23 protein-coding genes are annotated in these 25,807 nt (G+C 56.1%); 19 read left to right on the top strand and 4 right to left on the bottom strand.

The window, feature by feature from the left end; all coding sequences use genetic code 11:
* Positions 1 to 60 precede the first annotated feature (60 nt).
* The 14 genes from FHW66_RS12155 to FHW66_RS12090 all read left to right on the top strand — a co-directional run bounded on the left by FHW66_RS12155 (position 61) and on the right by FHW66_RS12090 (position 13,673).
* Entirely contained in the window at positions 61 to 1,113 is a 1,053-nt protein-coding gene (locus FHW66_RS12155) for an ABC transporter substrate-binding protein (RefSeq protein WP_183380062.1), read from the top strand.
* A 37-nt stretch (positions 1,114 to 1,150) separates the two neighbouring features.
* Entirely contained in the window at positions 1,151 to 2,191 is a 1,041-nt protein-coding gene (locus FHW66_RS12150) for an ABC transporter permease (RefSeq protein WP_183380061.1), read from the top strand.
* Positions 2,185 to 2,994, top strand: coding sequence for an ABC transporter ATP-binding protein (locus FHW66_RS12145; RefSeq protein ID WP_183380060.1), 810 nt, complete (start codon positions 2,185 to 2,187; stop codon positions 2,992 to 2,994). Before FHW66_RS12150 ends, FHW66_RS12145 begins: the two co-directional genes overlap by 7 nt.
* The gene (locus tag FHW66_RS12140) at positions 2,991 to 4,193 is read left to right on the top strand and encodes a cytochrome c (RefSeq protein ID WP_370543454.1); all 1,203 of its coding nucleotides are present in this window, start codon (positions 2,991 to 2,993) and stop codon (positions 4,191 to 4,193) included. The genes FHW66_RS12145 and FHW66_RS12140 overlap by 4 nt, the downstream gene beginning before the upstream one ends.
* A 170-nt stretch (positions 4,194 to 4,363) precedes the next feature.
* Positions 4,364 to 5,188, top strand: coding sequence for an ABC transporter substrate-binding protein (locus tag FHW66_RS12135; RefSeq protein WP_183380059.1), 825 nt, complete (start codon positions 4,364 to 4,366; stop codon positions 5,186 to 5,188).
* Positions 5,189 to 5,254: 66 nt separating this feature from the next.
* On the top strand, positions 5,255 to 6,010 hold the full coding sequence (locus tag FHW66_RS12130) for an amino acid ABC transporter permease (protein WP_183380058.1): 756 nt from the start codon (positions 5,255 to 5,257) through the stop codon (positions 6,008 to 6,010).
* The gene (locus FHW66_RS12125; protein WP_183380057.1) at positions 6,010 to 6,807 is read left to right on the top strand and encodes an amino acid ABC transporter permease; all 798 of its coding nucleotides are present in this window, start codon (positions 6,010 to 6,012) and stop codon (positions 6,805 to 6,807) included. The genes FHW66_RS12130 and FHW66_RS12125 overlap by 1 nt, the downstream gene beginning before the upstream one ends.
* 132 nt (positions 6,808 to 6,939) lie before the next feature.
* Entirely contained in the window at positions 6,940 to 7,797 is an 858-nt protein-coding gene (locus tag FHW66_RS12120; RefSeq protein ID WP_183380056.1) for a transporter substrate-binding domain-containing protein, read from the top strand.
* A gap of 9 nt (positions 7,798 to 7,806) precedes the next feature.
* A complete protein-coding gene (locus FHW66_RS12115) occupies positions 7,807 to 8,547 on the top strand; it encodes an amino acid ABC transporter permease (RefSeq protein WP_183380055.1) in 741 nt (246 codons plus the stop codon).
* Positions 8,537 to 9,364, top strand: a complete 828-nt coding sequence (locus FHW66_RS12110) for an amino acid ABC transporter permease (RefSeq protein ID WP_183380054.1) — start codon at positions 8,537 to 8,539, stop codon at positions 9,362 to 9,364. Before FHW66_RS12115 ends, FHW66_RS12110 begins: the two co-directional genes overlap by 11 nt.
* Positions 9,351 to 10,202 (top strand): amino acid ABC transporter ATP-binding protein, encoded by an 852-nt coding sequence (locus tag FHW66_RS12105; RefSeq protein WP_183380053.1) that lies wholly within the window; start codon positions 9,351 to 9,353, stop codon positions 10,200 to 10,202. The genes FHW66_RS12110 and FHW66_RS12105 overlap by 14 nt, the downstream gene beginning before the upstream one ends.
* A 56-nt stretch (positions 10,203 to 10,258) precedes the next feature.
* Entirely contained in the window at positions 10,259 to 10,876 is a 618-nt protein-coding gene (locus FHW66_RS12100; protein ID WP_183380052.1) for a cysteine dioxygenase family protein, read from the top strand.
* Positions 10,873 to 12,051, top strand: coding sequence for a cystathionine beta-lyase (metC, locus tag FHW66_RS12095; RefSeq protein ID WP_183380051.1), 1,179 nt, complete (start codon positions 10,873 to 10,875; stop codon positions 12,049 to 12,051). The genes FHW66_RS12100 and metC overlap by 4 nt, the downstream gene beginning before the upstream one ends.
* A 29-nt stretch (positions 12,052 to 12,080) precedes the next feature.
* Positions 12,081 to 13,673 carry a rhodanese-like domain-containing protein gene (locus FHW66_RS12090; RefSeq protein ID WP_183380050.1) on the top strand — a complete coding sequence of 531 codons (1,593 nt, stop codon included), beginning with the start codon at positions 12,081 to 12,083 and terminating at the stop codon, positions 13,671 to 13,673.
* Between the two features lie 888 nt (positions 13,674 to 14,561).
* Here the strand turns inward: FHW66_RS12090 and FHW66_RS12085 are convergent.
* Together FHW66_RS12085 and FHW66_RS12080 are read right to left on the bottom strand one after the other, a co-directional pair.
* Positions 14,562 to 14,933, bottom strand: a complete 372-nt coding sequence (locus FHW66_RS12085) for a DsrE family protein (RefSeq protein ID WP_183380049.1) — start codon at positions 14,931 to 14,933, stop codon at positions 14,562 to 14,564.
* A 202-nt stretch (positions 14,934 to 15,135) separates the two neighbouring features.
* Positions 15,136 to 15,951, bottom strand: a complete 816-nt coding sequence (locus FHW66_RS12080; RefSeq protein ID WP_183380048.1) for a helix-turn-helix transcriptional regulator — start codon at positions 15,949 to 15,951, stop codon at positions 15,136 to 15,138.
* Positions 15,952 to 16,073: 122 nt separating this feature from the next.
* On the opposite strand from FHW66_RS12080, the gene FHW66_RS12075 reads away from it, so the two are divergent.
* Positions 16,074 to 16,643 (top strand): NADPH-dependent FMN reductase, encoded by a 570-nt coding sequence (locus FHW66_RS12075; protein ID WP_183380047.1) that lies wholly within the window; start codon positions 16,074 to 16,076, stop codon positions 16,641 to 16,643.
* Positions 16,644 to 16,667: 24 nt separating this feature from the next.
* Positions 16,668 to 16,826 carry a XapX domain-containing protein gene (locus tag FHW66_RS12070; RefSeq protein WP_183380046.1) on the top strand — a complete coding sequence of 53 codons (159 nt, stop codon included), beginning with the start codon at positions 16,668 to 16,670 and terminating at the stop codon, positions 16,824 to 16,826.
* 90 nt (positions 16,827 to 16,916) lie between these two features.
* Here FHW66_RS12070 and FHW66_RS12065 read toward each other — a convergent pair whose 3' ends face one another.
* The gene (locus FHW66_RS12065; RefSeq protein WP_183380045.1) at positions 16,917 to 19,517 is read right to left on the bottom strand and encodes an EAL domain-containing protein; all 2,601 of its coding nucleotides are present in this window, start codon (positions 19,515 to 19,517) and stop codon (positions 16,917 to 16,919) included.
* Positions 19,518 to 20,369: 852 nt separating this feature from the next.
* On the opposite strand from FHW66_RS12065, the gene FHW66_RS12060 reads away from it, so the two are divergent.
* Together FHW66_RS12060 and FHW66_RS12055 are read left to right on the top strand one after the other, a co-directional pair.
* Positions 20,370 to 20,564 carry a hypothetical protein gene (locus tag FHW66_RS12060; RefSeq protein ID WP_183380044.1) on the top strand — a complete coding sequence of 65 codons (195 nt, stop codon included), beginning with the start codon at positions 20,370 to 20,372 and terminating at the stop codon, positions 20,562 to 20,564.
* Positions 20,565 to 20,935: 371 nt separating this feature from the next.
* Positions 20,936 to 22,321, top strand: coding sequence for a carbohydrate porin (locus FHW66_RS12055; protein WP_255458940.1), 1,386 nt, complete (start codon positions 20,936 to 20,938; stop codon positions 22,319 to 22,321).
* A gap of 105 nt (positions 22,322 to 22,426) precedes the next feature.
* Here FHW66_RS12055 and FHW66_RS12050 read toward each other — a convergent pair whose 3' ends face one another.
* On the bottom strand, positions 22,427 to 23,185 hold the full coding sequence (locus FHW66_RS12050) for a DUF2076 domain-containing protein (RefSeq protein ID WP_183380121.1): 759 nt from the start codon (positions 23,183 to 23,185) through the stop codon (positions 22,427 to 22,429).
* A gap of 399 nt (positions 23,186 to 23,584) precedes the next feature.
* On the opposite strand from FHW66_RS12050, the gene katG reads away from it, so the two are divergent.
* Positions 23,585 to 25,777 carry a catalase/peroxidase HPI gene (gene katG / locus FHW66_RS12045; protein WP_183380043.1) on the top strand — a complete coding sequence of 731 codons (2,193 nt, stop codon included), beginning with the start codon at positions 23,585 to 23,587 and terminating at the stop codon, positions 25,775 to 25,777.
* Positions 25,778 to 25,807 lie beyond the last annotated feature (30 nt).

The following is a 25,807-nucleotide window of genomic DNA, read 5'->3' as shown; positions in this document are numbered from 1 at the left end:
GCGTCCCTGTATTCGCCTGACCGCACCGACCGTCCTGACAACCTTGCGGAGCCCTCTATCATGAACCATCTTCCCTCTCCATTTGAACTGACGGATCAAGCAGAACAAAGCGCTGGCTGGTCGCGTCGCAGTATCTTGCGTGCTGGCGGTGCCGCTGCACTGGCCGGCCTCGGTGGTGCACTGGCAGCAGGCAATGCCTGGTCCGGCGGTACACCGCACAAGGTGACCTTTGCCTGGAGCGCAGTCGCATTTTGCTTGTCGCCCGTGGTTGTCGCGCAAGAAAAAGGCTTCTTTGAAAAGAATGGTCTGCAGGTGGAACTGCTGAACTGGGGTGGTTCAACCGACCAATTGCTGGAGTCGCTGGCAACCGGCAAGGCCGATGTGGGTGTGGGGCTGATTCACCGCTGGTTGAAGCCGCTGGAATCCGGCTTTGATGTGAAGGTGATCGGCGCGGCGCACGGTGGCTGCCTGCGTATGGTGGGTGTCAAACAGGCTGGCGTGACCGACTGGAAGCAACTCAAGGGCAAGATTATCGGCGTGTCTGACATGAACAGCCCAGCCAAGAACTTCTTTGGCATTCACCTTGCCAAGCGTGGTGTGGATATCGAGAAGGATGTTGAATGGCGCGCCTATCCGGCGGATCTGCTGGACATCGCGGCCAAGAAGGGCGAAATCCATGCGATTGCCGATGGCGACCCGAATATCTACCTGATCGAAAAGCGCAATAAGGGCGTGTTTACCGAAATCGGCAACAGTGGCACCGGCGAATACAAGGACAAACTCTGCTGCATCACCGGTGCGCGTGGCGAGTTTGTGCGTAACAACAAGCCAGCGGCGGCGGCCGTGGTGCGTTCGATCATTCAGGCGGCGGAATACGTGGCAGAAAACCCCAATGAAGCCGCCAAGATTTATTCCAAGTACTCGCCCAAGGTGGCCGTGGAAGACTTGCGTGCGCTGCTCAGTACCTTGACGTACCACAACCATCCGACGGGCTCGGTGTTGCGTGATGAGGTGGAATATTTTGCACGCGACTTCCATACCGCTGGCGTACTCAAGAAATCGACTGACCCAACGCGTTTTGCCAGCTTCGTGACCGCTGACGTACTGGCCTGAGGCATCTCTGCATCTGATCGCGCAAACAGGAGTTTATATGAGCACATCAAGTACAGGCATCGCGCCAGAACCACTGGCGCTCGATGGCAGCCTGATCCCAGCCGCTGCACGCGCTGCTAGAACACCGATCTGGCGTACCGGCTTACTGGCCGCCACGACATGGCTGGCGCTGGGTCTGCTGACCTTGCAATGGCCCAATAAGGTAGTGGGGTTTAGCGACTGGGCTTATACCGATACGTTTGGCTATGCCGCGAGTGTGATCGCGGTGCTGCTGGCCGTATTGGCGATCGGCGGCAAGCCATTGGCGCGGTTCGTGACCTGGCTGCAACCTGCTGGTCAGTGGCTGGTTGCCGCGCCTTTGCTGCTGGCGGCATGGGAAATTCTGACCGCCAAGCTGGGCCTGTTGCCGACGCCCTTCTTTGCGCCGCCACAAAGTCTGATCGAAGTCTATAGCGAAGACTGGCCGCGCCTTGGTCTGAGTACCGCTTATTCGCTGCGGCTGCTGGCGCATGGCTTTGCGACCGGTGCCACCGTGGGCTTTCTGGTGGGGGTGTGGATTGGCTGGTCACGCGTGGCGGGTTACTGGGTGCATCCGGTATTGCGTTTCGTGGGGCCGATTCCGGCGTCTGCATTGCTGCCACTGGCGTTCTTCTTTGCACCATCGAGCTATGCGGCGGCGGTATTTCTGATTGCGCTGGCAACTGGCTTCCCGGTGGCGGTACTGACCTGGTCGGGTGTGGCGTCAGTCAACAAGAGTTATTACGACGTGGCGCGCACCTTGGGGGCAACACCGACGTTTCTGGTGTTGCGGGTGGCGATTCCGGCGGCATTGCCGCAGGTTTTTGTGGGCTTGTTCATGGGACTTGGTTCGGCTTTCTCGGTGCTGGTGGTGGCCGAGATGATGGGGGTCAAGGCCGGGCTGGGCTGGTATCTGCAATGGGCGCAAGGCTGGGCGGCCTACAGCAATATGTATGCAGCGCTGATCGTGATGGCCGGCTTGAGCTCGGGCCTGATTACGCTGCTGTTCCGGGTGCGTGACCGTGCCTTGTCGTGGCAGAAGGGAACCGTCAAATGGTAAGCGCGATCGAGATCATTGAATCCAAACCGTCGGTGGCGCCAGCATCCAGCGGCGCTCATATCGAGGTAAAGCAGGTCAGTCACTGGTTCCAGCAGGCGCGTGGTGTGTTGCAGGTACTGGATGATATTTCGCTGCAGGTTGCGCCGGGTGAATTTGTCGCCTTGCTCGGCCCGAGTGGTTGCGGCAAGTCGACTTTGCTGCGGCTGGTAGCGGGGTTGGAGCCGGCCAGTGTCGGCAGCCTGTTGCAGGATGGCAAGCCGATCACGCATCCTGACCCGTCACGGATCGTGGTGTTTCAGGACCCGACCTTGTTCCCGTGGCGCAAGGTCTGGGATAACGTGGCACTAGGTCTGCAGGCGCGCGGCATCCTCAAGGCGCAGCGCCAGCGGGTTGACGATGCCTTGGCACTGGTTGGTTTGGAGGAGTTTGCCGATGCCTTCCCGCATCAGCTCTCGGGCGGGATGGCGCAACGTGTCGCGTTGGCACGTGCGCTGGTCAATGATCCGCAGTTACTGATTCTGGATGAGCCTTTGGGCAAGCTGGATTCTTTAACCCGCTTGTCGATGCAGAGTGAACTGGTGTCGTTGTGGCACCGCCGGCAGTTCTCGGCCTTGCTGGTGACGCATGATATTGAAGAAGCGCTGTTCATGGCGCAACGGGTGCTGGTGTTTGGCCCACGCCCGGCGCAGATCGTCAGCGAAATCAAGGTCGACCTGCCCTACCCGCGCCATCGTGGCGACCCAAAGCTGGCCGAACTGCGTCACGAAGCGATGCGCCAACTTGGTGTGGACCAGAGCTGGTGAGTCTGTCCTTGTCAGCGGCGTCACTCAGCATTGACTGGAACGCCATCATCACGTCGCTGCTGCAGGGGATGCAGTGGCTGCAACTGGGTATATTGAAACTGTTGACGCTGGTTGGTGCTGCACCGGATGTCGATGGTCAGCCTGCCTGGCCCTTTGCAAGCCGCCTGAGCGGCGAGGCGCTGCTGATTGATCGCAATGTGGTACGAGCGCTGTTACTGGCGTTAGCGCTCACGGCTGTGGGGCTGACTTTGGCGGTGCTGGCGTTGGTGCGTCGCAGCTTGCGCTGGCGCGTGACGCTATTGTCGACCGCCATTGTCTTGTTTTTTGCGACGCCCTGGCCAGAGCGTCATCTCTTGACCACGGCGGCGACGCCGACCAGTTTTCATCTCTCGCCGACCGGCTTCTCGGCGGCTTCCATTGTGCATGGTCAGCAGCTGTATGCGCAGCAGTGTATTGCCTGCCACGGTGCCGATGGCAAGAGCGATACGCCGCTGGCGCTCTCACTGAAGGTGGCACCGCCTAATCTGTCGAGTGGCTTGTTGTGGCGTCTCAGTGATGGCGATGCTTTCTGGAGTATTCGTCACGGCAAGGCCGGCATGCCTGCTTTCGCCAGCCAGTTGAGCCCCGGCGATACCTGGGCTGTACTTGATTATCTGAAGGCCAACGCAGCCGGACAAAGTATTACAGAGACAGGCGCATGGCAACGTCCGATTGCTGCGCCACGGATCGCGGTCGATTGTGCCAGCGACGGCCCTGCGGTGCGCAGTCTTGACCAATGGCGCGGCCAGCGGATTCGTCTGCTGGTGGCTGCGGCGCGAGGTCAGCCGCAAGCCAGTGAAGATCCACGCTTCCAGAGTGTCTTGCTCGATCCGACGAAACTAGCCTCTACCGCGCCGACAGGATCGATGGGATCAATCGGCTGCCGCAATACCGACAGGGTGAGCTTACAGGCGCTGTCCATCATCACCGGACTGGCAGCAAACGACCTCGCCGGTGCCGAACTGCTGGTGGACAAGGATGGCTGGCTGCGGGCACGCAAGCGTCGTGGTGAAGCAGCCTGGTCGGATGCGGATATGTTGTGTCAGTCAGCTCAAGCGGCAAGCAGCAAACAGGCACAACAACTTGCGGGCATCGACGCGCTGATTGCGACCATGGATGCCGATCGGGTGCATTACGTGCAAGGGACCTTTGTGCATTGAACGCTGTTTTTCGCATATTCAAAACTGGAAATAGTCGTTCTACATCGCACCACAAATTTCTATACTTGCCCCTTCCTGGTGCACGCCCCATCACAGGGCCGAGGTGGAAAGACCGAAAAAACCTCCGCTTGCCAGAACGACCTTCACAACATCATAAAGGGAACAACTCCATGCGCTTTCGTACCAGCTTTTCTCCACTCTTTCTGGCGCTCGCCTTGTGCAGCGCCGCGGCCCATGCTGACAAGCTCGACGATATCAAGAAAGCCGGTGTCCTGCGGGTTGCTGCCTTTGACGGTAACCCACCATTTGGCTACGTCGATGCGACCACCAAGAAAATCGTGGGGCTTGACGTGGACTATGCCAATGCGCTGGGCAAAAAGCTGGGCGTCAAGGTGGAGCTGGTGCCGACCAATCCGGCCAATCGTATCCCGCTGCTGACCTCGAACAAGGTGGACCTGGTGTTTGCCAATTTCACCATTACCGAAGACCGCGCCAAGGTCATCGATTTCAGCATTCCTTACATCGCTTCGGGCCAACAGTTTCTAGCGAAAAAAGGTGTCCTGAGCAGCGCTGACGATATCAAGAAAGTCCGTGTCGGTACCGACAAGGGCACCACGATGGAAGCGACCCTGCGCGAGAAATATCCGGACACCAAAGTGATCCTGTATGACGACACCCCATTAGGTCTGGCCGCGCTGCGTAACGGCAACATCCAGGCATTGAGCCAGGATGGCACCAAGCTGACAGCGATTCTGGCAACGCTGCCGGACAAGGATAAATATGAGATTCCGCCGTTTGCCATCTCCGAGGAATATGAAGGCGTTGGTGTGCCCAAGGGTGAAACCCGTCTGGTGTCTTACCTCAATGACTGGTTGCGCGAGCTGGAGAAAAACGGCACTGCCCAGCAAATCTATGACAAATGGTTTGGCCCGCAAAGCAATCAGCCATTGCCACGCCTGTTCAAGATTGGCGATACCAAGCTGAGTCAAAAATAATCGCTGGTTTGACCGAAAGGCGGCCGGCTCGGTGCTGGCCGCTTTTTCTTTTTAGTCTGATGCTGCATGTTTGCCCAATTTCTTACTGATCACCTGCTGGCGCCTAAATATCTGCTCTGGATGTGGCAGGGCTTTCAGGTCACGTTACTGCTGACCTTACTGGTAGCTGTACTGTCAACGCTGTTTGGCCTGATACTGGCCGCCGCGCGCTCCACCACGCAACGCGTCTTTTGGTTACCGGCAGCAGCCTATACCTCCCTGTTTCGCAATACGCCGTTGCTGGTGCAACTGCTGTTCTGGTATTTCGGTTTGCCCAGTCTGTTCCCTGAGGGGTTGATGGCGTGGCTCAATGCGGATCATGTGTTATCGGTGGCAGGCTTGTTTTCAGTGCGCTGGCCGTCCTTTGAGATGCTGGCGGCCTTATGCGGCATGGTGTGCTATTCGACGGCCTATCTGAGTGAAGAGATCCGTTCCGGCATCCGTGGCGTGCCGCTCAGTCAATCGATCGCCGCTGCTGCGCTGGGCCTGACCCGGGTGCAGGTATTACGCTTCATCGTGTTGCCACAGGCAGTGCGTATTGCCTTGCCTTCGCTGCTGGGCCAGTACATGAACATTCTGAAGAACACCTCGCTGACGATGGGTATCGGTCTGGCCGAGCTGTCGTACACCTCGCGGCAGGTGGAGTCCGAGACCTTTTTGGCATTTCAGGCATTTGCAGTCGCCACCTTCCTGTATATCGCCGCCGTTGCCGTGATCGAGAGCGTCGGCTATTACCAGTTGCATGCCGGACCGGCACGCTATGCCAAGGGAGGTCGCGGCTGATGGATCTTTCTGTCTTGCTCGATAACCTGCCCTATCTGTTGTGGGGCAACTATCCCGATGGGCCGCTTGGTGGTGCGGCGCTGACCGTGATGCTCAGCGCCGGATCGGCGGTCTTGTCGGCGCTGCTGGGCTTGCTGTTTGGCGTGCTGCTTGGTGTGGGCAGCGGCATCTGGCACAAGCTGTTGACATTGGTGCTGGGATTTTTCCGGGCGATTCCGGTGTTGATGCTGATTTTCTGGACGTATTTTCTGCTGCCGATTGCGTTTGGCATCGACGTCCCCGGGGTGCTGTCGGTGATGTTGGCCTTGTCGCTGGTGAGCGCAGCCTATCTGTCGCATGCGGTGGCAGCAGGCATTGCCGGGATTCGCGCCGGACAGTGGGAAGCCGGATTATCACTGGGGCTGCCGCGCTTGCAGGTGCTGCGCTATATCGTGCTGCCGCAAGCGCTACAGATCATGCTGCCGTCGTTTGTGAACCAGTGGGTGACCCTGGTCAAGGATAGCTCACTGGCCTATATCGTCGGGGTTGGTGAACTGTCGTTTGTGGCGTCGCAGGTGAACAGCCGGCTGATGGTCTATCCGGCGGAGATTTTCCTGTTTGTCGGCGTGATTTACTTCCTGTTGTGCTCGGCACTGGAGCAGTTGGCTGGCTGGGCCGGGCGTCATTGGCAGCCAGCGGCAATTGCCGCACGTCGGGTGCGTGTCGCTCACCGCCGTGTAATGACCAGCGGCAAGAACGTCGAGCACACAGAACAATTGGCCGGCACCCTTGACTCCTCCACCTTACCGTCATCGTGATATCCGACTTGCGCATATGAATATGGTTTTTTATTCGTTTTCTGTTGGAGCAGATGCTCGTTACAGTAGCAGGTCGTGCCACTTCACGGCGAACACATTCCATCGTTATTTGAACACCATCTACCCTGCCCCATGATCTCCAAGAAACCTACTTTTCTCCCGCGCTCTAGCCGTTCCTTTTTACGCACTACCGTGGCGCTGCTGTCGCTGAGCGCCGCGTTGTCTGGCACGGCCCACGCCGATGCCACACTGGACAAGATCAAAAACCGTCACCGCATTGTGGTTGGCGTGTTACTGGCCGGTGGGCCGTTTGGCTCGATTGATCCAGCCACACAGAAGCCGGTCGGCTGGAATGTCGCGCTGGCACATGATATCGCCCGCCAGTTGGGTGTCGATCTGGAAACGGTCCAGGTGCAACCGTCGAACCGGGTTCAATTGCTGCAACAAGGCAAGGTCGACATTCTGATTGCTGGCATGGAATGGACCCCGGAGCGCAATGAGATTCTGTCCTTCGCGCCGACGCCGTTCTACAAGGTCGGCGGTACGGCGATCCTGCTCAAGAGCAGCAACATCCAGCGTTGGGAAGATTTGCGTGGCAAGGAAGTCTGCCTGTCACAAGGAAGTAATTACGCCAAGCCGCTGACGACTGAATACGGCGCTTCGGTGAAGGGCTTCAAGAGCGCCTCTGAGTCGCTGCTGGCGCTGCGTGGAGGTAATTGCGTGGCGGCCGTGCATGATGGCATCCTGCTCAATCCGCTGGTCAACGACAGTGCGGACTGGAAGGACTATCGCACCCTGTCGCCGGAACTCATCCCCGGCAATTCGGTGGTCTGGGCGCGTAAGGGCGAACAGGATACGGTGGCGGCAATCGACAAGATCGTGATTGGCTGGCACAAGAGCGGCTGGCTGATTGCGACTGAAAAGAGCCTCAATATCACGCCACCTTCGCCGGCGCTGGTGGAGTTGCATGCAAAGTTTGGCAAGGGCTAAGTCACCGCGATGGATCAATGGCTCAAGGTGGCGGTCACCGCGCTCAAGACGGTTGGCCTCAATTACGATTTTTTGCTGGCGGTGGAGGAACGCACCGCGTTTTTGCACGGGGTGGTGGTCACAGTCGAGCTCTCGCTGCTGACCATCGTCTTCAGTCTGGTGGCTGGCGTGTTGCTGGCAGCGCTGCTGATCTCCCGGCATGGCTGGCTGGCATGGGCGGCGCGCGCGTTTGTCGAACTGACCCGCAACACGCCGACGCTGGTGCAATTGTATTGTGCGTTTCTGGTACTCAACATGCTCATCACTGAGGCGCTCAAATCCACGGGCAGCAATCCGCTGACGCCGTTTGTCTGGGTCGTGATTGTGATTTCGCTGCACAAGGGTGCGTTCCATGCGGAGTCGCTACGTGCCGGTTTACAGGCCGTTCCGGCAGTGACGCTGGAGGCGGCGGCATCGCTGGGCTTTTCGCGGCGCCGTTTGCTGTGGCTGGTGCAACTGCCATTGGCAACCCGCTTTGCCTTGCCCAGCCTGATCAATAATCTGGTCGATCTGGTCAAGATGACGACGATCGCTTCGGCCATCGCGGTCGGTGATGTGACCTACCAATCTATCATGATCTGGACCCAGCGCGATAACGTGCTGGAGCTGATGCTGCTGATGCTGGCCTTCTTTGGGGCGCTGACCTGGCTGGTAACGCTGGCAGGCAAGCGTCTGGAACTTGCTTTGAGGATTCCCGGTTATGGCCGATAGCATCCCTGGTGGACGCCACCTCATCCTGTGGTCGCATTTACGGCGCCAAAGCATTGCGCGCGGCGCGATCCTGGCACTGGTACTGACGCTATTGCTGTTGGTGGCCGTGCTGTTGTCGCTGTCCAATCATGTCTCAGAGGCTTCATTAGCCGGTCAGCTGCTGCGCTGGTCACCGGCACTGCTGTGGGGCATGCTCGCCAATATTTATATCAGCGTGGCAGCGATTGCGATCGGTACGCTTGCCGGGCTGGTGATCGGCTCCCTGCAATTGTCATCGCAGCCGCTGGTTGGCTTGCTGGCACGCTGGTATGTGCAGACCTTTCGTAATGCGCCGATGCTGATCCTGATCTATTTTGCGACCTATGTGTTTCCCTTTGAGATCAATCTCGGCAGCCTGCATCTGGCCTTCCCCGACTGGCTCAAGGTCACGCTGGGGCTGGCCTTGCCGGCTAGTGCCAATGTCGCCGAAATCTTCCGTGGCGCGATTGCCTCGATCCCCTCGGCACAATGGGAAGCGGCGAACTCGCTGGCGTTCCGGCGTATCCAGATTCTGCGCTGGGTGATTCTGCCGCAGTGCCTGCGTCGCATGTTGCCTTCATGGATGAATCTGTACGCGACCATCACCATGGGCACCTCGCTGGCGTCATTGGTGGGTGTGCAGGATCTGCTCGACACTGCACAAATTGCCAGCACGACCGTTAATCGTGTCGATTTCACGGTGGCGATCTATCTCGCTACCTTGCTGCTGTTTTTTGTGTATTGCTACCCGATTTCCCGTTTTACGCACTATCTGGAAAAGAAATATGCCTTCCTCTGAATCAAGCACAGCAAACTCCCCGTCCGCCGCCAGCCAGACATTGGTGAAGTTGCAGGACGTACATCTGACACTGGGACAAAACCATATCCTCAGGGGCATTGACCTGACGGTTCAACGTGGTCAGGCGGTGTCCATCATTGGTCCTTCGGGTTCGGGCAAGTCGACCATCCTGCGCTGCGTGACGGGTCTGCTGCGCCCGCAAAGTGGTGAGATTGAACTCGGCGGGACGGATATCCGTGCGCTGCGCTCGGAGGCACAACTGACCGCATTGCGGCAACGGGTCGGTTTTGTGTTTCAGCAGTACAACCTGTTTCCCCATTTAAGCGTACTGGAGAACCTGGTCATCGCACCGACCCGAATCCTCGGCCAAGACAAGAATACCGCCCGTCGCACTGCGCTGGAGTTGCTGGAGCGCGTGAGGCTGGAGGGCAAGGCAGATGCTTATCCGGGCGAACTGTCGGGCGGCCAGCAACAACGTGTGGCCATCGCCCGTGCCCTGGCAATGCGGCCAGAGCTAATCCTGTTTGATGAAGTGACCTCGGCGCTGGACCCGGAAATGGTCGGCGAAGTGCTGACCGTGATCCGTGAACTGGTGCAGGATGGCATGACCTGTGTGCTGGTCACACATGAAATGCGCTTTGCCGAGGAAGTCAGCGATGAGATTTATTTTGTCGAGGCTGGCCGTATCGTCGAACATGGCCCGGCCTATCGGCTCTTTAGCCAGCCGGACAACGAGCGTACACGCAGCTTTTTGCACCGCGCACTCAACAATGACCGACGCCAGGTTAAAAACAGTTTTGCGCCGATCGATTTCAACAGTCTGTCGTTTTCGGTCTGAATTCAAGACCAATTTTAACGACAAATTTCTCCTTCACTTTTTCCCCAGGATTGATCATGAGCATCCAGAACCAACGCACCGCAGCCGTTACTGCCAGCCTGGCAGCCATCCGTGAAATCGAACAACGTCAAGGCGTGACCCGTGCTTCGCTGGAGGCGATCACGGCAGAGTTGCAAAAGTTGGCGGCACAGCCCGAACTGTTCAGTTTCAGCGACTTTCCGCCACCACAGCCCGAGAGTGGCTCGACCTCGACGCGCTATTACCTCAATCACGAAGGTGCGGAAACGGATAAATACGATATCGCGCTGTATCTCAACTCCATCATTCCGGGCAAGACCACGGTGCCGCATAACCACACCACCTGGGCGGTGATTGTGGCGGTGACCGGTCAGGAACTTAACCGGGTCTATCAACGTGTCGACGATGGCAGTAACCCGGAACAGGCCGATCTCAAGCTGGTGCGTGAACTGACGGTGCAACCGGGTACACCGATCAGCTTCCTGGCCGATGACATTCACAGCATTCATGTGCAGGGCGATCAACCAACTTTGCATTTCCACCTCTACGGTCGGCCGCTCGATACCCTCACCGGTCGTATCGGCATCGACCCTGAGACAGGTCGCATCGTCAACTACAACCAGACCTTCTTCAACAAGGCTGAAAAAGCCGCATGAGTCAGCATCTCCAGACGCAACTGATTCACGCTGGTACACCGTCGCTGCGGGATGGATCTGGCCCGATCAATGTGCCAGTGGTCCGGACCAGCACCGTGCGCTTTGCGGATACGCACACCTATGACGATATCCATCAGCGACGCGCAGGTGGCGAGCTGGTGAGCGCGTATGGCCGTCATGGTTTGGAGACCCATCGTGCGCTGGAGCAGGCGATCAATACACTGGAAGGTGGCTCGCGTACCTTCCTCACACCCTCTGGGCTATCGGCCATCACGCTGACGTTGCTTGCCCTGCTGTCGCCGGGTGAGGAGGCATTGGTCGCTGACAGTGTGTATTCACCCTTGCGTCGTGTGGATCGGGAGTTGCTACAGCGTCTGGGCATACGGCTCCGCTATTTTTCGCCGGGCCAGGACGATGTTGCGCAATTGATCCGTGCGGAAACCAAATTGCTCTACGTGGAATCGCCAAGCTCGCTGCTCTATGAAATTCTGGATCTGCCAGCGCTGGCAGCCATTGCACGAGAGCACAATCTGGTACTGGCGACCGACAACACCTGGGGCTCCGGTTACCTGTACCAGCCCTTACGGCTGGGTGCGCACGTATCGGTGCTGGCGGCGACCAAATACATCTCGGGTCACTCGGACGTGATGCAGGGCGCAGTGGTGGTCAATGACGCCGCATTGGCGCAACGCATTGCGCTGACCTATGACAGCCTCGGCCTGACCATCAGCGCCGACGATGCCTATCTGTCGCTGCGCGGTGTCCGCACACTGGCAGTGAGACTGGCGCAGCATCAGGCCAGTGCCTTGCAGGTGGCGCACTATCTGCAGGCACATCCGCTGGTGCGGCAGGTGTTCTATCCGGCGTTACCGGACGATCCCGGACATGCATTGTGGCGACGCGATTTCAGCGGCGCCAACGGCTTGCTGTCATTTTCCTTCAAGCATCCGGATCAAGACCGTGCACGCGCTTTTATTGATGCGCTAACACTGTTTGCCATCGGTGCTTCCTGGGGTGGTTATGAGAGTCTGGTGCAGCTTGCAGCACCTGAACGTCTGGCTGAGCATAGTTATTTCAGCCATCCGGCCCCGGTAGTGCGCCTGCATGTCGGGCTGGAAAACGTCCATGACCTGATTGATGACCTGTCACGCGCCTTGCAGTTGTCGCAAGCCTGACTTCCTTTTACTTTCTACCTGTTTCCATCATGTCCGATACGATCTCCGCAGCAACCCTCAAGCACTGGCTACAGGACGGCAATGAAATTGCGCTGTTTGATGTCCGTGAAGCAGGCCAGTTTGGTGAGGGGCATTTGTTTTTCGCTGTTCCCCTGCCCTACAGTCGCCTGGAAATTGATGTCATACGGCTGGCACCGCGCAAGTCGGTGCGCGTAGTGCTGACCGATGATGGAGAGGGGGTGGCGGAACAGGCGGCGCAACGACTGGAGACACTCGGCTACACCCGCGTGCAGGTGCTGGCGCAGGGTAACGCAGGCTGGGTAGCGGCTGGTTACCAGCTCTTCAAGGGCGTCAATGTACCGTCCAAGACTTTTGGCGAACTGGTCGAACATGCTTACCATACGCCGCACATCAGTGCGACAGAACTGGATCGTTGGCGGCAGTCCGGGCGGCCGTATGTGTTGCTGGATGGTCGTACCGTTGACGAGCATCACAAGATGACAATTCCAGGTTCCGTCGCTTGCCCCAACGGCGAACTGCCCTACCGCATCAACGATGTACTGGAACAGGCCGCTGTTGACGCAAATACACCGGTCGTGATCAATTGCGCCGGACGTACCCGCAGTATTCTCGGCGCGCAGACACTGCGCAATCTGCAGCTGCCCAATCCGGTGCTGGCGCTGGAGAATGGCACGCAAGGCTGGACGCTAGCTGGGCTGTCGCTTGAACATGGCAGTCGCAGCCGCTATCCAGAGCACGTCGCCGACACAGCGCTTGCGCAGGAACGTGCGAGCGCAGAAACCCTCCGTCAGCGCTTCAATATCCCGGTGCTGACAGCATCACAGGCACAGGCATGGCTGGACGATCAGGCACGTAGCACCTTTGTCTTTGATATCCGCTCGGAGCAGGAATACCGGGAGAAAACCCTACCTGGCGCCAGTCATGCACCGGGTGGACAATTGATTCAGGCGACGGATCAGTATCTCGGCGTGCGCAATAGCCGGCTGATTTTGCTTGATCATGAGCAAGTGCGTGCTCCGGTCGTGGCCAGCTGGCTATATCAACTTGGATTCGAGGTGGCGATTCTGGAACACGGGATCGCGACGGCAATCCGTGTATCAGCACTACCTGACTCGGTCGCCTGCCTGCCGGTGGCGAGTGGGCCGCTGGTGGCCAGCCTGTTCCAACAAGGCAAACTAGCGCTACTCGACATCCGCAGCAGCGCAGCCTACCGACGCGAGCATATCGCTGGCGTACCATGGTCGATACGTCCGCGTCTGCCGCAGTGGCTGGCAGCCCAGAGCATCAGGCCAGAAACGGTGGTACTGATTGCTGACTCCGCTAAAGTCGCCAAGCTTGCCGCTCAGGATCTGCGGCAGGCGGGCGTGCAGCGGGTGGAATGGCTATATGGCATCTCGGCGCTGGTGCATGCTGGTTTGCGTACGCAAAAAGAGTCTGCCTTGCCGGATGACGCTGAGCGTATTGATTACCTGTTCTTCGTGCATGACCGGCACGAAGGCAATCTTGAGGCCGCGCGTGATTATCTGGCGTGGGAGACGGCACTCATCGGACAGTGCACAGCCGATGAGTTGGCAGTGTTCCGGTTGCCAGATACTGCGTGAGGCTTATCGGGTTGGGAGAAGAATGGAGAGAGCTGTAATGTTCGATAGTTGATTGCTAACAACCTTCGTGCCGCACAAGATGATTGTCCCTCAATGAGAATTAAAAGGTTGCTCCTATGGACGCGAACAAACCCCTAGCGGTCCCCGTAACTCAAACTCCCAGCGCGCCGCCTAAGAATGATTCGCCGCCAAGTTACGATGAGTCACAGAAACAAATGGTAGATAAGGGTCAATTTAGTAGGTCACTCAGACAAGTGAAAAATGGAAACGCTGCTAGGTTTCCTACAGCGCCCGATAGCCCCCGGGAACCCGCGAACTATATCGGAAAAGCCGTCGCGGAGGTGACCACGGCGGGGACCACGGCGGGGACATACCTTCGCGCTACTATCAACGGACAGACCTACCAAACTAATGGTTTTAACCACATTACCATAACCGTCACAAACGAGAGTCTCTATCGCAACAGTACAAATGAGATGATAGTAAATGAAAGTACTCTCGTGAATGCAACTAAATCCTAGCTTGCAGGGGGCAAGCTTGCCAGTTTGCAGAAACGGACCTTTGAGCCAACTTGGCTAGCATCGATAGTGTCAACAATTCGGTAACAGGGCATGTGAAAGCCGCTTTGAACCAGAAGAAAAATTACGCTGAACAATGATGGCATTGATCAAATGGAGGTATCAGGCACTGCTGAAACGGTGCACTTCAGCAGTATTGGCAACGGTGCCGTTGACGCCTCAAAACTCCGTGCTGACTCTGTTAACCCACATTCAGGTAGTAATGGGAAACTCCAGGGCCTGTAATCAAAGAGTAACCGGCAACGCGTACATAAATCGGGTCCGTTTTAACGGACCCGATTTTTTATGCCAGCAGCAACCTGGAGCAGGTTCAAAACGTCACCAGTCGCGCGCCTTCATCAAGGTAACGCGACAGATCAACCACCCCGGTGGTGCCGATCATTGCCCGCTCCCGGACCTCCGGAATCCCTAACGCTTCGACGCCCTTCGTTGCGCTGAAAACATCGGCGCAACCACCACACACAATCGCCTGATCAGTGACTGAACGGTACAGTGCATGTGCCGGATGATCCGATTTTGACAGCAACTCTGGCCAGCGTGCTCCAGCACCCTGAAACAGCAGCGTCACGTCTTGCCGTTTGTCCTTAAGTGCACGCGTCAGGAATAGTCCATTAAACATGCGGCCAAGGGCCTCATCGGATCCGCTGAGCGGATCTGAAAAAATGATCACAACGGTTTTCATGAATACACCTCGTGGGCTAGTGAAGGTGAAGAGGATGTCTCTGACAAAGGAGCGAACTTTGGCGAGCCACTGATTTTAGTGTCTCAAATTATGCCGAATCAATGCCCGCATGACACGTTCAACCGTGGTGCGGCAACGACGGATGATTGAGCACGAAAGTAAGTTTTTTTGTGGTTCATGACATTGCCATCGGCAAATCTCACTACCGATATTCGGGCCTTTGCTCGCCAGTATTATGCAGATGGCACATATATTTTTTAGGCGGCATACCGAGTAAGCGCGTAAAAAGCGTAGTGAAGCTGCTGGCGCTGGCGTAACCCAGCTCTAGTGCGGTATCCGTGATCGAGCGTCCACGGGTGAGTCTATCAACGGCACAGACAATGCGCAGCTGCTCACGCCATCTGGTGAAAGTCATACTGGTCTCCGACTCGAACAATCGTGCCAGCGTACGTGAGCTGGTATGCGCCTCGGCAGCGAAATCCTCCAGCGTCAGCGAACTACCCGGATCTTGATGGAGCAGATCAATGACGTACCGCAAGCGTTTATCGCGTCCGTGCGGCACAAACAAGGATGTCGCTGCCTTAGGAAGCTGTATTTGTAACGTCATGACTTGCGCCAGCAATCCAAGCGCGCTGACGTTGGCCGGCGACAAGGAGCCGAGGTCATCGGCAACGCTCAACCTCGCAGCTTCACGCGCCAGTTCACGCAATAGATCGGATACCACCACAGGGCCGCATTGGGTAGGTAACGATAGCGATGTCCCCGGCTGAAACAGCACGTTGATGAGGGACGATGATTCACTATAGCGGGCGGCGTGCGGTGTCTCAGGTGGCAGCCAGATCGCCAGCCCCGGTGGGGCAACCCACCACCCGCGCTCGCCGGTGACGGTCATTGTGCCGCGCAAGACCACGGATAACTGGCCGGTTGCATGGGCGTGTTGCGGGATACTTACCCCGGCATGGTGGCTGATGATACTGGCGACAATCAATAACTTCGGTGAATTCGGTGAATGAATCATCTTGAACAAGTCGGCAGATGCCGACAATGAAGTGGCAGAATCACGAAAGATTAATCAAAATGTTCTTCTTATAATACACGCAAGCTTTCACCGTGTTGGTCAAAGTATTGATAGGAGTTGACATGACATCCCCCTTAAAAATCGTCGGTATTGCGGGCAGCCTGCGCACAGCATCGTATTCGCGCATTGTGCTCGATGCCCTGTACGCAGAACTACCGACTGGCAGCGAATTCGCTACGGTCGACATCGGCAGTCTGCCTCACTACAACGAAGACGTTGAACATCAGGCGCTGCCGGAAGCTGTCGCGCAGGCGCGAACGGAGGTCGAGGCAAGCGATGCGGTGGTGATCGTCACGCCGGAGTTTAATCACGGTCTGCCTGGCGTACTCAAAAACACCCTTGACTGGCTGTCGCGCCCCGCGTTCACCAGCAGCATGATTGGCAAGCCAGTGTTCTTTGCCACGATCTCGCCTGGTGCACTGGGTGGTGTGCGCGCCCAGTATCAACTGCGCGAAACGCTGTCGTCGATGCTGTGCCAATTAGTGCCAATGCGTGAGATTGCCATCACGCACGTGGGTCAGAAAATCACCGATGGCAAGCTGACTGACACAAGCACACTCGACTTCATTAGTGTCCAGGTAAAGCAATTTTGTGACGTAGTCACTGCCATGGCACCTGCAGTGGCAGCGTAGTTTTTCATCAAATCGGAGACGTTTATGCAGACTATCCTTGCGCTCGGTGCCGGCCTGTCGGTCGGTGTGTTGTTCTCGTGGCTGCGCCTGCCACTGCCTGCACCGCCGACTTTGACGGGTATTGTCGGTGCTTTCGGGGTATTTCTTGGCAGCGTACTGTTTCAGCTGCTGTCGAAAGCTTGATCTGAAAATTTAAGCAGAAGACTTGTGACGTCCTCTCACCAGCTTGCAGTTTGCGCCGCTGGTGAGTGGTGTTAATCAGCTTATCAGAGATTATCCCTTGGCAGTCACATAACGTTCCAACGACTCTCCAAGCCATTGCTTGAGCTGTGCGAACGGCATTGGGCGGGCAAACAGATAGCCTTGCACGTATTCACAACCCATTGCACGCAGGACCTCGGCTTGCGCTTCCAGCTCGACCCCTTCGGCCACGCAGGTGATGCCCATAAGCCTGGCGATCCCGACAATGGCTGGCAACACCGCTGCCGCACGTCCCTGCTCGGTGGAGCGGACGACAAATGAGCGGTCCAGCTTGAGGCAGTTGAAATTGAAATTGTGCAGCGTCGACAAGGACGAATAGCCTGTACCAAAGTCATCCAGACACAATCCGAACCCGTAGTCACTGATGCGCTTGAACTGATCTTTCATGTGATTGGTATCGTCGATGAGCAGACTCTCGGTCAGTTCCAGCGTGATGTACTGAGGTGCCAGCTGGTTGGCGCTGACAATGTCGCGGATTTGCTCGAAGAAATGCGCATGCATGATTTGACGCGCCGATACATTGACGTGGGCAGAGAATCCTTCTGGCAAATTAGCCTCTTTTGCCAGTTGTGCTATATCCCGTGCCACATGCCGCAGGGCCAATGCACCGAAGATGGCAATGCGTTCACTGCGCTCAGCCAGCGGAATGAATTCCGACGGCGGCACCATGCCCAGTGTCGGCGAGTTCCAGCGCATCAATGCTTCCACGCCGTACACGGCACCGGTCTGCAAATCACAGATCGGTTGGTAGTGCATGCTGAATTCCTGCTCGATCACGGCGGAATCCATGGCGTTCAACAAGGCCTGAATGCGGGCTTCCTTTTCCAGCATGGATAATTCAAACACGGCATAGCCACCATTGTTGGCCAGTTGCGCACTACGCACAGCCAGCACGGCATTGGAGACCGTGTCTTCCAGCGCGGTCTCGCCGCTTTGCGAACAATAGCTCACCCCGATACTGAGGAATACCCGCACCTGTTCTTCTGCGCCTGTGGTCAGCACCGGTGAGGATTCACGGCGCAATTTGTTGAGTGCACCCTGATGCTCTTCCTGCGGGCCGAACATCAGAATCACCAGACGGCTGTCGCTGTGCCGATAGCAGTACACATGTTCTTCATGCAGATGCGCGCAGCACGACAGCAGGCGCTCACACAAACTACGCCACAAGTGGCGGATGGCAACACGGTTGAGCGTATCCGAGAGCTGGACATAGTTGTTGATCTCGATGACCGCTACCGTGGCGGTAGACCATTCCATCTTCTGTAACAGATTGGTGGCACCGATGAGGCTGAGCTGACCACTTTCCTCATCCTTGTCCACTACGTCGCGTAGTTCCTGGTAAAGTGAAAACAGGCTGTTCGCCATTTTTTTGACAGCATCCTGCACCGAGACAATTTCTTCGATCGCGCCACCTTTGAGGTAAAGGCGACTGAATTCCTGTGCCGAAACCACTTCATCGGAAGCCACCTTCTCGGCCTGATCACGCAAGCGCATCAGCGGGAAGGTAATGCTGGCACGGTACAGTCGGATCAATGCCAGGGCACCCAGACTGATCAGGATGAGTGCAAATACGCTGAGCCAGAACAAATGATTGAGTACGGCAAAGATCTCGCTGCGCGAGGAAATCACCACAACCCGAAATTTGGAAAAGCTGTCATTGTCGGTACCCAGCCCCGCCAACGATTGTTGATACAACAGGAATTGTTCGTGCGAACGCACATGGATATCGATAAATTCCGCATTCGGCGTGGCCAGATTGGACAGCACCAGCGGATTGAATTTGGCTTTGCTGTTTTCAGCGCCAATGAAAAAGGTCTTGTCACTATCGTTGAGCCGCTCGGACTTGAGCAAGACATTATCTTCAGCGTCCAAAATAAAGACGCCATAGATCAAGGACTGCCGGATTGCCGCATCCAGAATTTTTTGCAGGCGCTTGGTGGAGACATCAACCGCCAGCACACCACCCTCTCTGGATGAGCGGTCGAGTGGGCATGTGATGGAAGCATTCCATTGTGCATCGGCTCCCATGCTGAAATACACCGGCGAGACCATCGGGCACTCAGCCGTTGCATTGATGTACCAGGGGCGCTTGCGCGGGTCGTAACCCTTGGTTGTGGCTAGCAGCTTCGCGCCGGGTACATCAGGACGGCGATCATAGTGATACAGGCCGCCACGATGAAGGCTATCCAGTACATAAAAGTCGAGATTGCCCTCACCTTTGAGGTTCAGTGCAACCACCTCCCCCTGCTTGTTGCCGAACTGAATGTAGGAAAAGCGTGGGTCATCATCGTTTTCGCGTTTGGCCAGCGCCTCCAGAAAACGGGACAGATTCGTTAAGTCTCCGCTGAGCTCAACAGGAGACTCTGAGAGCAAGCCCTGAATCTGCCGGATAAAGATACCGCCAGCCAGATACTCTGCCTTGAAGCCATCCAGAACCCGGTTGACCTCCCTTTCCAGCAAGGGCTGCACCACTTTTTGCTCAAAATCCTGCTCAAGCCAGAAAAAGCCAATGCCGCCAAACACGACCAGAACACCGATAAAGGCAATCAGCGCACCGAAGAGCAGATGCGCAACCTTCCATTGGTGATCTTTTCGCAGCAGCCTCATATTCATTGTCCCATCCCTCTCGTCGCACAGATTATCTGAAAATACAGATCGTCCCCTCGGGCATTTCCTGACAGGTTTTCTCATTCAGGAAGCGACCCCGCTCGTTCATCTGCCGCGCTCGTCTTTCTCTTCAAATTACGTTGTCAATATGGTAAGTGGGAAAGAAGCTCACCTTGCATATTTCATACTCTAACGTATCTTGCTCACAACGCTCATCTCCGTAGATATTCTGAGATGCGGTTATACAAAAAATTCGGCATTAAGGTTACACAAACACATAATGTCAATCATGCCACTATTTTTTCGCTGAATCATCATTTGCAGCAAGTTGAGGTCATAAACAATGAACAAGAAAATAATGATGAAATACCATTTTTTTGCTTGACGTAGATTTGCATGCGCAACTAAAATTCGCGCATCGAAAAAACATGGAGTTTGATCTTGGACAGTTGCAGTAGTCACTTACGCACCGGGGGAATGACCCCAGCCAGTATCGTCTAAGCTCCGCAGTTTTCTTTCTGCCACAGCCGCGACAATGGCTGTGGTACCAGTCTTTCCAGACACCTAAACGACGTTTGTCGTTTTCTTTCTGTCCTTCCCCCTGATTTGTTTGTTTCATTGCGTGACGTACGCAAATTTGGCCTGAGTATGCATTTATCACACGTGCTCACTGGTCGGCATGCGTCGTCGCTGTCGCTTTGCGAAATTGCTTCGCAGAGGCGAGGTTCATGCTTTGTCTATCGATACTCCATTCTGGTGTGCCTGCAGTAGCACCGGTCGGGGATGCGTTGAAAGCGCTGGCTTGATTGCTGGCAATTTCGTTCGTTAGCAACAAAGCTTCTCACTGTGAGGATCGCTATGAAAAAAACCAAGTTCTTCCAAATGGCAGCAACAGCACAAACTGCCCCAAAATCCTCCAACTGGAAGTTTGGCTGGTCAGCCTCGTCAGTCGAGGCCCAAATCGACGGCCGACGCAGTACGCAACGACGCACCGGCAGCAATGCCATCGGTGTCTATGGCGTGCAGACAACAAAGTCTTCGTCCAGCTGGTAACGCAGTTCATTTAGGCACTCGCACCTTACATTGCTTAGGGCAATGACTCAGGATGGTTTGATTGATCTATGGAGTCCTTTGGTGGGCACTAGCTCAGACTGTTGTTGTGGTCGAAGATCACTTCTGACACGGTAACAGCAAGGTCCGTCAAGATTTCTCTTGTCGTCATCTTGCTGCACGCTGATGACGGTAAGACTGCAGGTACGCCAGCGTGCCTGGGGTTTCCTTCCTAATGTGATAGATGGCATCCCCACGCCACGGGGATGCCAGTTCGACTAGCCCGCTTCACGTATGCCTGAAGGGGCATGCCGCTGCGCATGTGCTGAAAAAAATATTACCGATTCAGAACACAATCAAATTCTGAGGTTTTGATGTTGCAATATAAAAAGATCACTCTCCCGCTGGCGTCTGCATTTTCTGCCTTGTTCATAGGCACGCTATCGGCCAATGCCATGGCAGAAGCATCCAATTTAGCTGTCATACCCGCTGAGGCTGGCACAACCGACACTACAGCCATCACCGATGATGTCTGGAGCGTGCATGGCCAATTCACCTATGTCAATCAATGGCATCCTGGATTTCATGCCCCTTACAGTGGCGCCAATAGCATGGATCCGAATGCCAAGAACAGCAATACGACCGATGTCACGCTATTCCTTGGTCGACGTCTGTGGGATGGTGCCGAATTCTGGATCAATCCTGAGTACGATCAGGGCTATGGCCTGAGCAATACCCTGGGTATGGCAGGTTACGCTAGCGGCGAAGCCTACAAAGTCGGTCAAAACACACCCTACTTGCGACTACCTCGCGCCTTTCTGCGCCAAACCATCAACCTTGGTGGTGATGCGCAGACGGTAGAAGAAGGTACTAACCAGTTTGCCGGTAACACCACGACCAACAATGTCGTCATTACCGTAGGACGTTTCGCGGTGGTTGACATCTTCGATACCAACACTTATGCACATGATCCCCGTTCTGACTTCCTGAACTGGTCAATCATTGACTCAGGCTCGTTTGACTACGCGGCAGACTCTTGGGGCTTCACCAACGGTGCCGCGGTGGAGTGGAATCAGGGTAACTGGACACTGCGTGGTGGTGCATTCGAACTGTCTGCAACCCCGAACGGCAAGGTCACTGGCTTCCATCCGCGCAACCATAGCTTTATTACCGAGCTGGAACGTCGCTACCAATGGAACGACCATCCCGGCAAGATCAAGTTGCTGGCATTCGTCAATCAGGGCGATATGGGGAGTTATCGTGATGCGACTGCGCTAGCGCTGGCAAACGGTTCAACGCCAGACACCGCACAGGTACGCCATTACAGCACCAATCCTGGCGTGACGCTGAACCTGGAACAGGAACTCACCAGTGACCTTGGTGCGTTTGCCCGTCTGGGCTGGAATGGCGGCAAGAAGGAAGCCTATGAATTCACCGACATCAACCGCTCGGTATCTGGTGGTTTCGTGTTGCAAGGCCAGCGCTGGGGCCGCGAGGATGACCGCATTGGACTGGCCGGTGCCGTCAATTATCTGTCCTCAGATGCACGGGCCTATTTTGCCAGCGGTGGCATGGGCATTTTGGTGGGTGATGGCGCGCTGAACTACGCGCCGGAAAAAATCGTCGAGGCTTATTACGCGCTCGCAGTAACCAAGAAGATCACACTCACTTTTGACTATCAACGTGTGGTCAATCCCGCTTACAACCATGACCGCGGGCCCTTCCCTATTTACTCGCTGCGTCTGCACGCCGAACTCTGATCTGGCACCTAGCCATGAAAATTAACGAATGATCTCTGCCTGGCAACTGCCATAAATAACAAGGGCAATCCAGCTGCTAAGCGGATTGCCCTTGTTACTGCAGGTTCAAATCAATGAGCCGTCGAAGTCGCTGCTATCACTGAAATCGCTGCAGTCGCTGTTGTCGGCCAAGCTGTCATTGTTACTACCGGCATCGAATGATTCTTTCTCCGAGGCCGCGCCACGGTCAGAATCAGAGACATAGTAGTTGTTGACGGTGGTATTTTCGATATTCTCCACCGGCGCCATGCCGCTTTGATGCGTCCATCCACCGCCGCTGTTGCCACCATTCATGAGATGCTCAATCCCCTGAAACAGGAATGCGCCCCCGGCGACGCCCGCTGCAGTCGTCGCGATCGATCCGAGCGTGCTGCCAAAGCCACTGTTGAAGAAGCCTGGATTTGCTGCAGCAGATGCAGCTGCTTGAGGTGGCACCTGATAACCAGCGCTCGCCTGCTGCGCAGATAGCGGAGCCGGTGCCGGACGACTTGCATAGACTGGCTGCGATACGGGCGATGGCGCTGCAGGTGCAGAGTTACCCCAGACGTTACCATCGAGGAAACCGCGTGAAGACTCCGCTGCCGCGCCTGCACTTGTAGCCTGCAAACTTTGTACCTGATTCTGTAGTGCTGCGATTTGCGCCTTGGCACCGTTGAGGGCCTGCTCCATCAGCAAGGCGCGCTGTACCAGGAGATAAGCTGACTCTGGCTGTTGCGCCACGGCACGTGCGATCATGGCGTCAGCTTGCGGATCCTTGGCCAAGCCGCGCACCTGCGTTAATTGGTTGAGAAAATCCTGTAGCGCCTGGGTTTCTTGAGGACTCATCATAATTTACCTGTTCCTTGAGGTGATTCTTAAGCCGATTTTTTAGATGACGTTCAAGCTGATTTAAAAACTGATTCCAGAGAGTCACTTGAGACCGTCCGGGTACTATTATGCCGCTGTTGCCTCGCCAAGTTGTGACATCATCGCTGACGAATGCAACGTTCGAAACAGCTTGTAACAGGCAAAAAACAAGATGGGCCGATCCGGCTGGTGTCCACTCACGCCACGCTGCAGTCATCAGTGCAAGGTAGACTTCATTTCTCGATGATAAAACCTTCACCACGACAAAATAGTTATTAACTATCAATTTAAGAGTTTTAATTATATTTACCAATTTATCATCACGCTTCACAATCTAGCCCGTAATGAGTTGATAACCGACAACCAAAGGAGTGAAAGATGACAACTGAAGCCAAATGCCCGTTCTCAGGCGGCGCCCGCCAACAAGCCGTCGCAGGCGCACCCAGCAATGCCGACTGGTGGCCCAATCAACTTAATTTGAAGATGCTGCACCAGCACTCTGCACTGTCGAACCCGATGGATGCAGAATTTGACTACGCCAAAGAATTCAAAAGTCTCGATTTGCAGGCTGTGATCAAGGATTTGCAAGCGCTGATGACTGATTCCCAAGACTGGTGGCCTGCCGACTTTGGCCATTACGGCCCGCTCTTCATCCGTATGGCATGGCACAGCGCCGGCACCTACCGGATTGTCGATGGACGCGGCGGTGCGGGTGCTGGTGCGCAACGCTTTGCGCCACTCAATAGCTGGCCCGACAATGGCAATCTGGACAAGGCGCGTCGTCTGCTCTGGCCGATCAAGCAAAAATACGGTCGTAAAATTTCCTGGGCTGATCTGTTGATTCTGACCGGCAATGTCGCGCTGGAATCGATGGGCTTCAAGACCTTTGGCTTCGCTGGTGGTCGCGAAGATATCTGGGAACCACAAGAGGACGTGTACTGGGGACCAGAGGGCAAATGGCTGGCCGACGAACGCTACAAGGGTGATCGCCAGCTCGACAATCCGCTGGCTGCGGTGCAGATGGGGCTGATTTACGTCAATCCCGAAGGTCCTAACGGCAATCCTGATCCACTCGGATCGGCACGCGACATCCGCGAGACCTTTGCGCGTATGGCCATGGATGACGAAGAAACGGTTGCCCTCATCGCTGGCGGCCATACCTTCGGCAAAACCCATGGTGCAGGCGATGCCAGTCTGGTCGGTGCAGAACCGGAAGGTGCCGGAATCGAACATCAGGGTCTGGGCTGGATCAGCACTTACGGCAGCGGCAAAGGTAGCGACGCCATCACCAGCGGTCTGGAGGTGACCTGGACTAGCAAACCAACGCAATGGACCCATGATTTCTTCACTAACCTGTTCGCCTACGATTGGGAACTCACCAAGAGCCCGGCCGGCGCCCATCAATGGAAGCCAAAAGGCAATGCCGGCGCCGGTACCATCCCGGATGCTTACGATGCAGCAAAACGCCATGCACCGTCCATGCTGACCAGTGATCTGGCGCTGCGTTTTGACCCTGCTTACGAGAAGATTTCGCGCCGTTTCCTGGCGCATCCGGAAGAGTTTGCCGCCGCCTTTGCCAAGGCATGGTTCAAGCTGACTCATCGTGACCTGGGTCCTGTGAGCCGTTACCTCGGTCCACTGGTGCCAGCGCAAACGCAATTGTGGCAAGATCCGATCCCGTCACTGGATCATCCTGTCATCGACAGCGCCGACATCGCTACACTGAAGGCGCGCATTCTGGCCTCCGGCTTGAGCACCTCGCAGCTGGTAGCAACTGCCTGGGCCTCGGCATCGACCTTCCGCGGCAGTGACAAACGCGGCGGTGCCAATGGTGCGCGGATTCGTCTGGCACCACAGAAGAACTGGGAAGCGAACCAGCCAGCCGAGCTGACCAAGGTGTTGTCGGTACTCGAAGCAATTCAGCGTGAGTTCAACACTGCGCAGAGCGCTGGCAAGAAGGTATCGCTGGCCGATCTGATCGTACTCGGTGGCAGCGCAGCAGTCGAAGCGGCTGCTGCACAGGCAGGCGTACAGGTACAAGTACCGTTCACACCGGGACGTACCGATGCCTCGCAGGAACAGACCGATGTGGCTTCTTTTGCGGTACTGGAACCGGTTGCCGATGGCTTCCGCAACTATCGGCGCAAGGGGCAGGAAGGCAGTGCCGCGGCATTGCTGCTGGATCGCGCCAATCTGCTGACCCTGAGCGCACCGGAAATGACAGTGCTCATCGGCGGCTTGCGCGTGCTCGATACCAACTACGGTCAATCAGCCGAAGGCGTATTCACCAAACGCCCAGGCACACTGAGCAACGACTTTTTCATCAACTTGCTGGACATGCGTACCAAGTGGCAAAAGTCAGCAACTGAAGGTGTGCTGGAAGGTCGGGACCGTGCCAGCGGTGAACTGAAATGGATCGCCTCAACAGTCGATCTGGTATTCGGCTCCAACTCGCAGCTCAGAGCATTGGCCGAGGTCTATGGCAGTGGCGATGCACAGGCCAAGTTTGTGCATGACTTTGTTGCGGTATGGACCAAGGTGATGAACCTGGATCGCTTTGATCTGCGGTAATTGAGCCAGCGAGCTGACGGCCACCGCCGT

The organism is Herbaspirillum sp. Sphag64 (assembly GCF_014192645.1).
Classification (GTDB): Bacteria; Pseudomonadota; Gammaproteobacteria; order Burkholderiales; family Burkholderiaceae_D; genus Herbaspirillum.
Note: the sequence above shows the minus strand (reverse complement) of the source record. Positions and strands in the feature narration are given on the sequence as shown.